At 72.9% G+C, this 13372-nt stretch carries 14 protein-coding genes; 6 read left to right on the plus strand and 8 right to left on the minus strand.

The genetic code is table 11. The features are described from left to right. The first annotated feature begins 56 nt into the window (after window positions 1-56). Complete coding sequence (locus tag ACZ6WH_RS16540) at window positions 57-1034, plus strand: LysR family transcriptional regulator (RefSeq protein ID WP_469729114.1); 978 nt, start codon at window positions 57-59, stop codon at window positions 1032-1034. Here the strand turns inward: ACZ6WH_RS16540 and ACZ6WH_RS16545 are convergent. From ACZ6WH_RS16545 to ACZ6WH_RS16560, 4 genes are read right to left on the minus strand one after another with little or no spacing between them, the layout of a single operon-like run. Next, window positions 1012-1794: an SDR family NAD(P)-dependent oxidoreductase gene (locus ACZ6WH_RS16545; RefSeq protein ID WP_469729116.1), complete on the minus strand. Its 783-nt coding sequence runs from the start codon at window positions 1792-1794 to the stop codon at window positions 1012-1014. The genes ACZ6WH_RS16540 and ACZ6WH_RS16545 overlap by 23 nt on opposite strands. Next, window positions 1787-2317: a cupin domain-containing protein gene (locus ACZ6WH_RS16550; RefSeq protein WP_469729118.1), complete on the minus strand. Its 531-nt coding sequence runs from the start codon at window positions 2315-2317 to the stop codon at window positions 1787-1789. The genes ACZ6WH_RS16545 and ACZ6WH_RS16550 overlap by 8 nt, the downstream gene beginning before the upstream one ends. 32 nt (window positions 2318-2349) lie before the next feature. Beyond that, window positions 2350-4086, minus strand: a complete 1737-nt coding sequence (locus ACZ6WH_RS16555) for an alpha-L-fucosidase (protein WP_469729120.1) — start codon at window positions 4084-4086, stop codon at window positions 2350-2352. 44 nt (window positions 4087-4130) lie between these two features. After that, entirely contained in the window at window positions 4131-5495 is a 1365-nt protein-coding gene (locus tag ACZ6WH_RS16560) for a sugar porter family MFS transporter (protein WP_432862477.1), read from the minus strand. Between the two features lie 214 nt (window positions 5496-5709). On the opposite strand from ACZ6WH_RS16560, the gene ACZ6WH_RS16565 reads away from it, so the two are divergent. From ACZ6WH_RS16565 to ACZ6WH_RS16585, 5 genes are all read left to right on the plus strand, one after another. Then, the gene (locus ACZ6WH_RS16565) at window positions 5710-6021 is read left to right on the plus strand and encodes an L-rhamnose mutarotase (RefSeq protein WP_469729122.1); all 312 of its coding nucleotides are present in this window, start codon (window positions 5710-5712) and stop codon (window positions 6019-6021) included. Continuing rightward, window positions 6018-6878 (plus strand): amidohydrolase family protein, encoded by an 861-nt coding sequence (locus tag ACZ6WH_RS16570; protein ID WP_469729123.1) that lies wholly within the window; start codon window positions 6018-6020, stop codon window positions 6876-6878. Before ACZ6WH_RS16565 ends, ACZ6WH_RS16570 begins: the two co-directional genes overlap by 4 nt. A 97-nt stretch (window positions 6879-6975) precedes the next feature. Continuing rightward, the gene (locus ACZ6WH_RS16575) at window positions 6976-8400 is read left to right on the plus strand and encodes an L-fuconate dehydratase (protein WP_469729125.1); all 1425 of its coding nucleotides are present in this window, start codon (window positions 6976-6978) and stop codon (window positions 8398-8400) included. Then, a complete protein-coding gene (locus ACZ6WH_RS16580) occupies window positions 8397-9155 on the plus strand; it encodes an SDR family NAD(P)-dependent oxidoreductase (RefSeq protein ID WP_469729127.1) in 759 nt (252 codons plus the stop codon). The genes ACZ6WH_RS16575 and ACZ6WH_RS16580 overlap by 4 nt, the downstream gene beginning before the upstream one ends. Window positions 9156-9220: 65 nt before the next feature. After that, a complete protein-coding gene (locus ACZ6WH_RS16585; protein WP_469729129.1) occupies window positions 9221-10246 on the plus strand; it encodes an aldo/keto reductase in 1026 nt (341 codons plus the stop codon). Here the strand turns inward: ACZ6WH_RS16585 and ACZ6WH_RS16590 are convergent. The 4 genes from ACZ6WH_RS16590 to ACZ6WH_RS16605 form a co-directional block, all read right to left on the minus strand. Further along, window positions 10243-10803 (minus strand): hypothetical protein, encoded by a 561-nt coding sequence (locus ACZ6WH_RS16590; protein WP_432862492.1) that lies wholly within the window; start codon window positions 10801-10803, stop codon window positions 10243-10245. The genes ACZ6WH_RS16585 and ACZ6WH_RS16590 overlap by 4 nt on opposite strands. 151 nt (window positions 10804-10954) lie before the next feature. Then, complete coding sequence (locus ACZ6WH_RS16595; RefSeq protein ID WP_469729131.1) at window positions 10955-11560, minus strand: hypothetical protein; 606 nt, start codon at window positions 11558-11560, stop codon at window positions 10955-10957. Beyond that, window positions 11557-12393, minus strand: coding sequence for a carbohydrate ABC transporter permease (locus ACZ6WH_RS16600; protein WP_432862498.1), 837 nt, complete (start codon window positions 12391-12393; stop codon window positions 11557-11559). Before ACZ6WH_RS16600 ends, ACZ6WH_RS16595 begins: the two co-directional genes overlap by 4 nt. Continuing rightward, the gene (locus tag ACZ6WH_RS16605) at window positions 12390-13367 is read right to left on the minus strand and encodes a carbohydrate ABC transporter permease (protein ID WP_469729623.1); all 978 of its coding nucleotides are present in this window, start codon (window positions 13365-13367) and stop codon (window positions 12390-12392) included. The genes ACZ6WH_RS16600 and ACZ6WH_RS16605 overlap by 4 nt, the downstream gene beginning before the upstream one ends. Window positions 13368-13372 lie beyond the last annotated feature (5 nt).

Here is a 13372-nt window from a genome sequence, read left to right on the forward strand (position 1 = left end):
GGTGCAGACCGGGCCGGCGCGGGTACCCGTCGGCCGAGCGAGGTGGGGAGCGACACGTGGAACTGCGTGACCTGGAGTATTTCGCCCTGGTGGCCGACGAGTTGCACTACGGCAGGGCCGCGGCCCGGCTGCACGTCTCACCCGCCGCCGTACGCCGGCGGATCCGGGACCTGGAGCGCGAGCTCGGCCTGATCCTGTTCGACCGGACGAGCGGCCGGGTGTCGCTCGCCGCGGCAGGCGGTGAACTGCTGCCCACGGCCCGCCGTGCGCTCTCCGCGGCGGCCGGGGTCACGGACGCCGCGCGGGCCCTGCGCGCCGCCCGCCTCGGCGAACTGCGCATCGGCTGCGCACCGGGCACGGCCCGGCTCGTGGACGCGCTCATCGGCAAGGTGGCGCGGGAACACGCCGATGTGGCCGTGGTGTCCGTCCCCCTGTGGAGCCTGGAGGCCCTGGACGCGGTCGTACGGGGCGACCTCGGTCTTGCCCTGGTCCGCGACCCGCTGCCGCCGCGGGGCACCTCGTCCCTGATCGTCGGCAGGTACCGCGACGACCATGTGGCCGTCCCCGCGCCCGGCCCGCTGACCCGGCAGGTGCCGGTACCGCTCACGGCGTTCGAGGGCATGCCCTTCCTGATCAACGAGCGCGACACGGCACCCGGCGTGCACGACGCGACCGTACGCTTCTTCGCCGACCGCGGCGTGGCCCCGCTGTGGCAGCACCACCGGCTCCGCGAACAGGAGCAACGGCTCTCCCTGGTGGCGGCCGGCACGGCATCGGGCCTGGTGCACGCCCACCCCGCCGACATCGACGACCCCGCCAACATCGCCTGCCCCGGCATCGCGGTGCTGCCGCTGGCCGAGCCCGGCCCGGAGCACCGCTTCCACCTGGTCTGGCGCTCGGACGACTCCTCCGAACTGCTGCGCTCCGTCATCGACCTGATCTGCGATCACGGCTGTGACCTGGACGAGCCGGACGAGCACGACACCGGCCACAGCGCACCCGAGGAGCGCGTCACCACGCCGGACGGGCGCTGACCCCGCCGTCCACGACCAGGTCGGTGCCGGTGATCCAGGAGGCCGCGTTCGAGGCGAGGAACACGCAGGCGTCGCCGATGTCCTCGGGCCGGCCGAGCCGGGTGAGCGGCGCCGCGCGGGTCCACCGTTCGACCCCGTCCGGCCAGTCGTCGGCCAGCCCCGGACGGCCGATCAGGCCGGGGGAGACGGTGTTGACGCGGACGCCGAGATGGCCGTACTCCAGCGCGGCGGAGCGGGCGAACATGATGAGGGCGGCCTTCGACGCGCTGTAGTGCGCATGCCCCGGCGCCGGACTCGACCCCTCGATCGAGGCGATGTGGACGATCGAACCGCCGCCCCCGCCCTTGCGCGTCATGGCCCGCACCGCGGCCTGGGTGCAGCAGAAGGCGCTGGTCACGTTGGTCTCGGAGATCCGCCGCCAGTCCTCCGCCGTCATCTCCGCGAGCGGCTGCACCGGCTGGATCCCGGCGTTGTTCACCAGGACGTCCAGTTGGCCGCGCCAGGACGCCGCCGTGTCGACCAGCCGCCGGCACTCCTCCTCCCGCGTCAGGTCCGCCCGTACGGCACGAGCGCTGCCGCCCGCTGCGCTGATCTCCTCGACGATCGCCCCGGCCTGCTGTTCGCTGTGGTGCCAGTGGACCACCACGGCCGCGCCGGCCTGCGCGAGCCGCCGGGCGATGCCGCCGCCGATCAGCCCGCCGGCGCCGGTGACCAGGGCGACCCGGCCGGCCAGGCTGCCTGTTGTCTCCGTGTCAGGCATCGCCGGCCTCGCCCGGCGCGCCGTCCGGCATCCGCAGCGGGGCGCCGGGCCGGCACAGGGCCCGGATCCGTTCCGCCTGCCGGGGGTACTGCCTGGTGAGGTCGTCCACGTCGCCGCCTTCGTAGTCGCTGGGCAGGAAGCCGGGCGCCATCGTCGTACCGCACAAGGACCAGCGCCCGCCCGGGAGGACCCGGGCGCCCATCCATGTACCCGCGGGCACCACGGTCTGCACCTCGCCCTCGTCCCCGCCGAGCCGCACCACCCGTTCGGCGCCCTCCGGCCCGAGGAGCAGCAGTTCGACGGCGTCGCCCCGGTAGAAGTGCCAGATCTCGTCGATGGGGAGGCGGTGCAGGGCGGAGAAGCCCTCGTCGGCGGTGGTGAGCAGCACGAGGATGGCCGTGCCGGCGGGCCGCCCGGTGGCGTCCGCAGGCCCCGCCCACGTACTGCGGAACAGTCCGCCCTCGGTGGGGAGCGGCCGCAGTCCGTAGTGCTCGGCGAGTTCGGCGGGTGTCGGCTCGGCCATCCCTGCCCCTCCTGTCGTCGTGTGCCGGGCCGTCAGGCCGGCCCCGCGCTCCGGAAGAGGCCCAGGAACGCCAGCCGGGGAGTGGCCCGTGCCGCCGTGATGCGTACCCGTATGCGGCGGGCCGTCACCGGCGAGGACAGGACAAGAATGCGGCTGTACCCGATCGTCGTGGCGGCCGCCGCCTGCCGCCAGCCCGATCCCTCCCACGCGTCCACGGCGAACTCCTCGACCCGCTGCCCGCGGGTGATGTCCTCGCCCAGGCGGACCCGGTCGAACGCGACGGCCTCCGGGAGCGTCAGCTCCAGCGTGCCGGTGACCGCGCCCCCGGCCGGCGACCAGCCGGTGGTGAGGCCGGGGCCGGTGAGCGCGGTGGCGGTCCGGCCGCGCGCCCCGGAGAGCAGGTTGGTGCCGTACGTACGGTCCAGCGCGCTGCGGAACGCCGTCAGCTCGGCGATGTCGGCGGGGTCCACCCGCCCGTCCTTCGCCGGCGGGACGTTGAGCAGCAGGACGGCGTTGCGTCCGACGGACTTCTCGTACAGGGCGACCAGTTCGGCGGCGGTCTTCGGGCGCTGGCCGGGGTGGTGGTACCAGCCCGGGCGGAGGGAGACGTCCGCCTCGCCGGGGAACCAGCGCAGCGATGTCACGTCCGGGTTGCCGGTGAGCCGTTCCCGGGAGCCGAGGTCGGCGCCGGACTCGCCGCCGGGGACCTGCATGCCGACGCCGTCGCCGGTGACGGGCAGCACGCTCCACTCGGACTCCCGGGCGATGCCCTTCTCGTTGCCGATCCAGCGGATGCCGCACGGCGCCTTGAAGACCACCGTCTTCGGGGACAGCTTGCCGATGATGTCGTAGAAGGTGGCGAAGTCGTACTCCTGGCTGATGCCGGCGTCGGTCCACGGATTGGCCCCGTCCAGCCAGAGTTCGTCGATGGGGCCGTACTGGGTGAAGAGTTCGTAGACCTGGTTCAGGTAGTACGCGTCGTAGTCGTTGACCGTGATGTCGAACGTCGGGAGTTCGCCCCTGGCGACCGCGCCGGCGCGGTCGTCGCCGTCGACGAGGGCGGGAAGGGTGCGCGGGGTGCGCGCGCTGCCGTTGCCGTACCGGCCGTGGCCGCCCGGGGTGCGGTCGGCGTCCTCCAGGGTGGCCTGTTCCTCGATGCTGAGCGGCTCGCCGGCCTGCTGCTTGGCGCGGATCCTCGTCACCCAGTCGGCGTGCCAGGCGTGCGGCAGCTCGGCGCCGTCGGCGGGGGAGAGGTAGACGCCGACCTTGAGGCCGGCGGCCCGGGCGGCCCGTACGTACGCGCCGAGCACATCGCCCTTCCAGGCACTGGCCGCGACGGAGTGCCGGGTGTAGCGCGTCGGGTAGAGGACGAAGCCGTCGTGGTGCTTGGCGGTGAGCATCACGAGCTTCGCGCCCGCCGCGCGGTACGCACGCATCCACTGCGCCACGTCCACCCGTTCCGGCGCGAACCACGCCGGGTCCTCGCACCCCGACCCCCACTCGCGGCCGGTGAAGGTGTTCATGCCGTAGTGCGTGAAGACGGTGAGCTCGTTGCGCTGCCAGGCGAGCTGGTGGGGGGTGGGCACCACGTGCGCGGCCTTGGCGACGATCCGTTCGGCGGTGTCACCGGGGGAGACGGGGATGACGGGCGCCGGGGTGATGCCGCCGGCGGGGCGCGGGGCGCCGGCCGCCGCTGCGGTCCGGGAGAGGAACGCGGCAGCGGGCAGCGCGGCGCCCATGGCGAGGATCGTTCTCCGGGACGGGCTCATCGTGGTCCTCCGTGGGGTGTGGTGGCCGAACGGGCGGTACGGAGTCAGGCCGGGCGGCGCTGCCAGTACTGTTCGATCTCCTCCAGGGAGCGCCCCGCGGTCTCCGGGACGCGCCGGGCGACGTACCACGCGGCGAGCGCGGACAGCACGGCGAAGACGCCGAAGACCGTGCTGCCGATGGCCTTGAGCACGTCGGGGAAGGCCAGCGCGAAGGCGAAGTTGAGCAGGTACTGGGTGAAGGTGATCACACCCATGCCGAGCGCGCGGGCCCGCAGCGGCAGCACCTCGGGGCAGTAGAGCCAGAACACCGGTCCGAGCCCGAACCCGAACGCGAAGGTGTAGACGAAGACGCAGATCACGGCGAGCACGGACACGTCGGGGAAGAGGGCGAGCGCCACCATCGGCGGCACCTGCGCCGCCAGCGAGATGGTCAGCAGCTTCACCCTGCCCAGCCGTTCGATGAAGGGCAGCGACGCCGCGGTGGACAGCACCAGCGCGGCGCCGACGCCGTAGTTGGCGATCGTGCCGGCCTGCCCGCCGTTGCCGTCGGTGAGGTGGGAGAAGATGACGGGCGCGTAGTAGACGACCGCGTTGATGCCGGTGAAGACCTGGAAGAAGGTCAGGACCAGGGTGATGCGGAGCGCCGGACGGTAGGTGCCGGCCAACTCCCGCAGCCCGGCGTGCTGCTGGGCCAGGCTCTCGCGGATCTCGGTGACCTCGGACTCCGCGGTCTCCGGCGTCGCGCGCAGCCGCCGCAGCACACCGCGCGCCTCCTCCTCGCGCCCGTGCGTCATCAGCCAGCGCGGCCCGGCCGGGCTGAGGAACATGCCGACCAGGAAGACCACCGCGGGCACGGCTCCCAGGCCGAGCATCCACTCCCACGCGCCGGCCGCCGACAGGGCGTCCCCGACTCCGTAGGCGAGCAGGATGCCGACGTTGACGGCCAGCTGGTACAGCGCGGTGATGCGGCCTCGCAGATGCTTGGGCGCCAGCTCGCTGAGGTAGATGAGGCCGAACATATTGGCCAGTCCGACGGCGAAGCCGAGGACGAACCGGGAGACCATCAGCGTGCCCGCGTTGGGGGCCACACCGCAGGCGACGGAGCCGGCGACGAAGATGACGCCCGCCAGGATCAGCAGATGGCGGCGGTCCCAGCGGCGGGCGGCGAGCGAGCCGCCGACGATGGCGGGCAGCGCGCCGAGCAGCAGCAGGCTGGTGACCAGGCCCTGCCCGGTGGCGTCCAGGCCGAAGCGGTCGGTCAGCGGTTGCAGCGCCCCGGATATGGCCCCGGAGTCGTAGCCGTACAACAGGCCGGAGAGGCCGCCGAGTACGGAGATCCAGTGCACCCGCCGGGGCACCTTCTCGCCGCTGTGCGGGGCGGTTCCGGCCGGGGACTGGACCTGGCTCACAAGATCGTCCTTCCGTACGCCATACATGGGATCTATCCGGAGGGGGTGTCAGGCTCGGCGACGAAAGCTAGCCTGTGAACCGGGTCACGGCAATGGGTTGCACCGAATGCATCGCCAAGAGATCCGACCTCTTGCCTGACTCATTCCTCCGATGTATCCCTCCGATGTATCCGTCGAGTCGCCACCCACCGTGGAAAGGACCGGGACCGGAACCATGGAGCAGATCGCCCTGCACACCCGGCTCAAGCCGGGCAAGGAAGCCGAGTACGAGCGGGTGCACGCGACCATCCCCGCCGACCTGGACGACGCGCTGCGCGCGGCCGGCGTGCACGCCTGGCGGATCTGGCGCGACGGGCTCGATCTGTTCCACCTCGTGGAGGTCGAGGACTACCGCGCGATGCGCCACGCGCTGGCCGACGATCCGGCCAACGTGCCCTGGCAGGCCAGGATGGCGGACCTCCTCGACGTCCAGGACAGCTACGCGGGCGACGACCACGGCCTCGACCTGGTCTGGGAGCTGCCGTGACCGACGGGCACCACGTGACCGACGCACACCACGTGATCGACGGACATCACCACCTCTGGGACCCGGCCGCACGTGCCTACCCCTGGCTGGACCCGGACGCGCACGCGCCGATCCACCGCCCCTACACCCTCGACGACCTCCGCGACCGGACCGCGGCACACGAGGTGACCGGCACCGTCCTCGTCCAGACCGTGGCCACCGTCGAGGAGACCGACGACTTCCTCGCCACGGCCCGTGCGTCGGACGGACTCGTCGCGGGCGTCGTCGGCTGGGCCGACCTCGCGGTACCCGAACTCGCCCTGCCCGACGACCCATTGCTGGTCGGCGTGCGGCACCAGGTCGAGGACGAGCCCGACCCGCGCTGGCTGGAGCGCGCCGACGTCCGGCGCTCGCTCGCGACGCTCGGCGCCCGCGGCCTGGCCTACGACGTCCTGGTTCGGGCGCCGCAGCGGCAGGCGGCACTGGACTGCGTGCGCGCGCTGGACGAGGTGCGGTTCGTGCTCGACCATGCCGGGAAGCCGGGCATCACGGCGGGGGAGTGGCGGCCCTGGGCCGCCTGGATCACCGGGACCGCCGCCTGCCCGAACACCGTGTGCAAGCTGTCCGGGCTGGTCACCGAGGCGCCGTGGCACACCTGGACGACCGCACTGCTGCGGCCGTACGCCGAGCACGTGCTGGCGGAGTTCGGCGCCGACCGGGTGCTGTTCGGATCGGACTGGCCGGTGTGCGAACTCGCCGGCGGCTACGGCGCGGTACGCGCCCTCACCGACGAGCTGCTCGGCGGCTGCACCGTGACGGAGCGCGCGGCCGTGCTCGGCGGCACCGCCCGGCGCGTCTACGGCCTGGACATCGGATGACCTCTTGTGCCGCGGCTCGGCGTGGCCGTATGTTCGCGTCGCCGGTACAGACATCCGATGTATTTCGGCAGTGCGGCCGACGGAAGGGACGCCACCGATGAGACCGACCCGCCTCGGCCCGCCGGACGCGGAAATCCGGGCCACCGCACCCGCCGGCGCGCCCACCGCCACCCCGCGGATCACCTCCCTCACCGTCCACGACGTCCGCTTCCCCACCTCCCGGGAACTGGACGGCTCGGACGCCATGAACCCCGACCCCGACTACTCAGCCGCGTACGTCGTCCTCGGCACCGACGCGCCCGACGGCCTGGCGGGCCACGGCTTCGCCTTCACCATCGGCCGTGGCAACGACGTCCAGGCCGTGGCCATCGCCGCGCTCCGCCCGTACCTCGTCGGCCGTTCCGTGGCAGAGCTGTGCGCCGACCCCGGATCGCTCAGCCGCGACCTCGTCGGCGACAGCCAGCTGCGCTGGCTCGGCCCGGAGAAGGGCGTGATGCACATGGCGATCGGCGCGGTGGTCAACGCCGTGTGGGACCTGGCCGCCAAGCGCCGGGGCGAGCCGCTCTGGCGGTTCCTCGCCCACGCCGAGCCCGAATGGCTCGTCTCCCAGGTCGACTTCCGCTACCTCACCGACGCCCTCACCCCCGGCGAGGCGCTGGCGTTGCTACGGACCGGCCGGGAGGGCATGGCCGCCCGCGAGGCCGACCTGCGCGAGCGCGGCTACCCCGCCTACACCACCTCACCGGGCTGGCTCGGCTACTCCGACGCCAAGCTCACCCGGCTCGCCGAGGAGGCCGTCGCGGCCGGCTTCACCCAGATCAAGCTGAAGGTCGGTGCCGACCTCGCCGACGACCTGCGCCGCTGCCGCACCGCGCGTGCCGCCGTCGGCCCGGACATCCGCATCGCGATCGACGCCAATCAGCGCTGGGACGTGGCCGAGGCCATCGCCTGGACCCACGCGCTGGCCGAGATCGACCCGTACTGGATCGAGGAGCCCACCAGCCCCGACGACGTCCTCGGACACGCCGCCGTCCGCCGGGCGGTCGCGCCCGTCCGCGTCGCCACCGGCGAACACGTCCAGAACCGCATCGTCTTCAAACAGCTCCTCCAGGCCGGCGCGCTCGACGTGCTGCAGATCGACGCGGCCCGCGTCGGCGGCGTCAACGAGAACCTGGCGGTGCTGCTGCTGGCCGCGAAGTACGAGGTGCCGGTCTGCCCGCACGCCGGCGGCGTCGGCCTGTGCGAACTGGTCCAGCACCTCTCGATGTTCGACTACCTCGCGCTCTCCGGCACCACCGAGGACCGCGCCATCGAGTACGTCGACCACCTCCACGAACACTTCGTGACCCCCGTGGAGATCCGGGACGCGCGCTACACGGCGCCCACCGCACCCGGCTTCTCCGCCGACCTGCACCCCGGCACGCTCACCACGTACAGCTACCCCGACGGCACGTTCTGGACGGCCGACCGCGCGGCACGCACCACGGCACATCCGGCGCCACACGAAAAGGAGCAGGCATGAACGACATGAGCGGCCGCACCGCACTGGTCACCGGCGGGGCCTCGGGCATCGGCCTGGCCACCGCCCGGCTGCTCGCCGCGCGCGGTGCCCGCGTCGCCGTACTGGACCTCGCCGCCGACAAGGTCGAGGAACCGCTGACCGGCCACCGCGCCGACGTCGGCGACGACGACTCCGTACGTGCGGCGGTCCGGGCCGCGGTGAGCGACCTGGGCGGCCTCGACATCCTGGTCAACAACGCCGGCATCGGCGCGGCCGGCACCGTCGAGGACAATAGCGACGCCGAGTGGCACCGGGTCCTGGACGTCAACGTGCTCGGAATCGTGCGCACCAGCCGCGCGGCCCTCCCGTACCTCCGGGAGTCGGCACACGCCGCCATCGTCAACACCTGCTCCATCGCCGCCACCGCGGGGCTGCCGCAGCGCGCCCTGTACTCGGCCTCCAAGGGCGCCGTCCTCTCGCTCACCCTCGCCATGGCCGCCGACCATGTCCGCGAGGGGATACGCGTCAACTGCGTCAACCCCGGCACCGCCGACACCCCGTGGGTCGGGCGGCTGCTGGACGCGGCCGACGACCCCGAGGCCGAACGCGCCGCGCTCAACGCCCGGCAGCCCATGGGCCGCCTCGTCACCGCCGACGAAGTGGCCGCCGCCATCGTCTACTTGGCCTCCCCCGCCGCCGCCTCGGTCACCGGCACCGCGCTCGCCGTCGACGGCGGCATGGCGGGCCTGCGGCTGCGCCCGGAGACGCAGCGGTGAGCGACGAGCGCCGGGGCGTACCGGAGGGCGACCGGCCCGGCGCCGGGCCGGGGGCGGAGCCTTGCGTGACCGCGTCGCGGCCGGCCGGGATTCCGCAGCCCCGCCGCACCCTCGGGCGCAGCGGGGTCCCCGTCACCGCGCTGTCGCTCGGCGCCGCGCCCCTCGGGAACCTCTACACCCGCGTCGCCCCCGAGCAGGCCGCCGCCACCGTGGACGCCGCCTGGGACGCCGGCGTCCGGGCCTTCGACACCGCGCCGCACTACGGACTCGGGCTCGCCGAACGGCGGCTCGGTGCGGCCCTGCGCGACCGGCCCCGTGCCGCGTACGTGGTCTCCACGAAGGTAGGCCGGCTGCTGCGGCCCGGCGGCCCGGGCGGTGACGATCTGGCCCACGGGTTCGCCGTGCCCGCCACCCACCACCGGGTCTGGGACTTCAGCGCCGACGGCGTCCGGCGCAGCATCGAGGAGAGCCTGCACCGCCTCGGCCTGGAACGGGTCGACATCGCCTACCTGCACGACCCGGACGACCACGCGGAGCAGGCGTTCGGGGAGGCGTACCCGGCCCTCGAACGCCTCCGCGCCGAGGGCGTCGTCGGTGCCATCGGTGCGGGCATGAACCAGACCGCCATGCTCGCCCGCTTCCTCCGTGACACCGACGTCGACGCCGTGCTGCTGGCCGGCCGCTACACCCTGCTCGACCCCTCGGGCCTGGCCGAGGTGCTCCCGGAAGCGTCCGCGCGCCACCGCTCCGTCGTCATCGGCGGTGTCTTCAACTCCGGCCTGCTCGCCGACCCGCGCCCCGGCGCCACCTACGACTACGCGCCCGCCGCACGGCCCGTACTGGACCGTGCGCTGCGCATGAAGGCCGTCGCGGAACGGCACGATGTACCGCTCCGCGCCGCCGCCCTGCACTTCCCCTTCGGCCACCCGGCCGTCGCAAGCGTCCTCGTCGGCGCCCGCTCGCCGGCCGAAATCACCGACGCGGCCACGCTGTCGCGCCGCCCTGTGCCGTCCGACGTGTGGAACGCACTGCGGGCGGACGGCCTGCTGCCGGAGCACGTGCCGGTACCGGGCCGGGTGACGGCCGGCTAGGAGAGGTCCCTGCGCACCAGGATCCTGAAGTGCGTGGCGCTGCCCGCCTGCCGCAGGTCCAGGCTCCTGGCGGGACCGCTGGCGGTCGGGATGTCCAGGTCGGCCAGCTCGGAGGTGGGGATGTCCACGCGCGCCACGCCGAGCGTGACATGCGGCCAGTAGGAGTCCTCCGCGCCGCCCAGGTTGCCCGTCAGGTCGGCGTAGAGGTCGAGGAGTTCCTGCACCGGTTCGACGCCCAGGCGGATCTGCTCCCCCTTCTGGACGGTGGCCTCGTCGTAGTGGTAGTCGGGGTTCTTCTGCAGGTCCCAGCTGCCGTGCCGCACCTCGCCGGTGAAGCGGATGCGGGGGACCGGCCACGCCTGGCCGCTGGTCAGCGCCGCCGCGTCGGCCAGCTTCGCCGCGTCGGCGTCGTGGAGGAACGCCAGCGTGATGTGGATCTCCTCGCGTTCCTGCGGCTGGACCGCCTCGCGTTGCTGCTGCAGGGCGATGACGCCCTCCACCAGCTGGGTCGGGATCTGCAGGCTGAAGAAGGCATTGACCGTCCGGCCGTCCGCCATGTGCGCTCCTCGCTGGGGATCTCCCGGCGCGGCTGCCCCGGTGCACGGGATCTGCCCGGGTACGCCGGGAATCCTCCCGCCGGTGCCCCGTACCGACCGAACCGGTGAACGCCGCTCTTCGCTTGACGTTCACGGTGGTCCGCTCGCCCGGTCACTCCCCTCCGCGGCGTTCCACCGCCGTCAGCGCCGCCGCGAGCGGCCCCGGCACGAGGAAGAGCAGCGGCGGCAGCACCCAGGCGCAGACCGCGGCGGTGGCCAGCGCGAGGAGGACCAGAGCGGAGCCGGGCAGGTCACGTACGGTGCTCCGGGCGGCCGCGCGCAGTGCCGCCGGCCAGCTGTCGGCCGCCTCCTCCCGCGCGCAGGCACGGAGCGCGAGCACCGCCAGGACCGTGCCCACCGCCGCCAGGAACAGCGCGAACGGCACGGCCCCCGGCAGCCCGGCGGCCGCCAGCGCCGCGTCCGCAGCGAACAGCGCGCCGAACGCGAGCAGCAGTCCGCCGGCGGCCAGGTCGGCGCGCCACCGCCGGGCCCGAAGCGCCCGGACGTAGTGGCCGGCCGTACACGGTTCGGCGTACCGCTGGCGCCGCCGCAGCAGTGTGCAGGCCGTCGCCAGCGCGGCCGGTACGGTCACCAGCGGCAGGCAGGCCACCGCCGTGACCAGGCCGATGGCGAGCACGTCGGCGAACAGCTCGAAGCGCGGGCCGAACAGCTCGCCGGGCTCCCGCCGCCCGGACGCCTGATCCGACGCGGTGCTCATCCCTTGACCCCCGAGTTCGCCATGCCCTCGACCAGGAACCGCTGGAAGGCGAGGAAGAACAGCACGATCGGGAGCAGCGCGAAGACCGACATCGCGAACATCGGGCCGTACGCGGACTGGCTGGAGGTGTCCACGAAGGTGCGCAGCGCGAGCGTGAGCGTGTACTTGCTGGGCTCGAAGAGGTAGATGAGCTGGGTGAAGAAGTCGTTCCAGGTCCAGATGAAGGTGAAGATCGCGGTGGTGATCAGCGCGGGCCGGGTGAGCGGCAGCACCACCCGCGCGAACGTACGGAACGGACCGCAGCCGTCGATCTTCGCGGCCTCCTCCAGCTCGCGTGGCAGGCCGCGCATGAACTGCACGATGAGGAAGACGAAGAACGCGTCGGTGGCCAGGAACTTCGGCAGCACCATCGGCCAGAAGGTGTTCACCATGCCGAGCTGGTTGAAGACGATGTACTGCGGGATGAGCACCGCGTGGTGCGGCAGCATGATCGTGGCGATCATGAAGGCGAACAGCGGCCCGCGCAGCTTGAACCGCAGCCGCGCGAAGGCGTACGCGGCGAGCGAGCAGCTGAGGACGTTGCCCAGCACGGCGCCGACGGAGATGGTCAGCGAATTGCCGAACAGCTTCAGCAGGCTGACGCCCTGGATGCCGGCGGCGGCCGTCGTGTAGTTCTCGGTGGCGAGCCGGGACGGCAGCAGCGCGAGACTGGCGAGCACCTCGTCGGCCGGTTTGAACGACGTCGCGACCAGCCAGCCCAGCGGGTACAGCATGACGGCCAGGACCACGAGACAGCCCGCGTGCAGGGCGGCGCGGGGCCGGTTGACGGTCATCGGCCGCCCTCCTCGTTCGCGTAGAAGACCCAGGACCGGGAGGTGCGGAAGAGCACCGCGGTGACGATGCCGATGGCGATCAGCAGCACCCACGCCATCGCGGAGGCGTAACCCATGTGCGAGGCGGTGAAGCCGCGGTCGTACAGGTACAGCGTGTAGAAGAGCGTGGAGTCGGCGGGACCGCCCCGGCCGCCGCTCACCGCGAACGCCGGGGTGAACACCTGGAACGCCTGGATGGTCTGCAGGACCAGGTTGAAGAAGAGGACCGGGGACAGCATCGGCAGGGTGATCGAGACGAACTGCCGCCACCGGCCCGCGCCGTCCACCGACGCCGCCTCGTACAGTTCCTTCGGTATCTGCTGCAGCCCCGCCAGGAAGATGACCATCGGCGCGCCGAACTGCCACACCGTCAGCAGCGCCACGGACAGCAGCGCCCAGCCGGGCCGGTTGATCCAGCCGCCGGTGTGCAGACCGAGCGAGCCGAGCACGTTGTCGACGGTGCCGCCGTCGTTGAACAGCGCCCGCCACACCAGCGCGATGCTCATCGACGCGCCGAGCAGCGACGGGGCGTAGAACGCCGACCGGTAGAAGCCCTTGCCGCGCTTCATCGACTTGAGCGCCAGCGCCACGGCCAGCGCCAGCCCGAGCTGCAACGGCACGGCCACCACGACGTACAGCAGGGTGTTGCCGACCGAACGCAGCAGCCGCGGGTCCTCGGTGAACATCTGCGTGTAGTTGCGCAGGCCCACCCAGGACGGCGGGTCGAAGAGGTCGTAGTCGGTGAAGGAGAGGTAGAGGGAGACCGCCATGGGGAGGAGGGTGAGGACGGTGGCGCCCAGCACCCAGGGGGAGAGGAACACCCAGGCGGCGCCCTCCCGTTCCCGCTTCGGCCGCCGTTTTCCCGGGCGGCCCGGAGGTCCGGCAGGTCTTCCGGTGGCCGGGCGCTGCCGGGGGAGTGCGGCCCCCTGGTCCATCGCTC

This window comes from Streptomyces sp. NPDC050806, assembly GCF_055586425.1.

Bases quoted from the DNA above. Each gene is read 5' to 3' on its own strand.
- ACZ6WH_RS16555 (WP_469729120.1), bottom strand. From the start codon at position 4,086: ATGAGCCCGTCCCGGAGAACGATCCTCGCCATGGGCGCCGCGCTGCCC.
- ACZ6WH_RS16545 (WP_469729116.1), bottom strand. From the start codon at position 1,794: ATGCCTGACACGGAGACAACAGGCAGCCTGGCCGGCCGGGTCGCCCTG.
- ACZ6WH_RS16595 (WP_469729131.1), bottom strand. From the start codon at position 11,560: ATGAGCACCGCGTCGGATCAGGCGTCCGGGCGGCGGGAGCCCGGCGAG.
- ACZ6WH_RS16580 (WP_469729127.1), top strand. From the start codon at position 8,397: ATGAACGACATGAGCGGCCGCACCGCACTGGTCACCGGCGGGGCCTCG.
- ACZ6WH_RS16600 (WP_432862498.1), bottom strand. From the start codon at position 12,393: ATGACCGTCAACCGGCCCCGCGCCGCCCTGCACGCGGGCTGTCTCGTG.
- ACZ6WH_RS16565 (WP_469729122.1), top strand. From the start codon at position 5,710: ATGGAGCAGATCGCCCTGCACACCCGGCTCAAGCCGGGCAAGGAAGCC.
- ACZ6WH_RS16605 (WP_469729623.1), bottom strand. From the start codon at position 13,367: ATGGACCAGGGGGCCGCACTCCCCCGGCAGCGCCCGGCCACCGGAAGA.
- ACZ6WH_RS16590 (WP_432862492.1), bottom strand. From the start codon at position 10,803: ATGGCGGACGGCCGGACGGTCAATGCCTTCTTCAGCCTGCAGATCCCG.
- ACZ6WH_RS16550 (WP_469729118.1), bottom strand. From the start codon at position 2,317: ATGGCCGAGCCGACACCCGCCGAACTCGCCGAGCACTACGGACTGCGG.
- ACZ6WH_RS16575 (WP_469729125.1), top strand. From the start codon at position 6,976: ATGAGACCGACCCGCCTCGGCCCGCCGGACGCGGAAATCCGGGCCACC.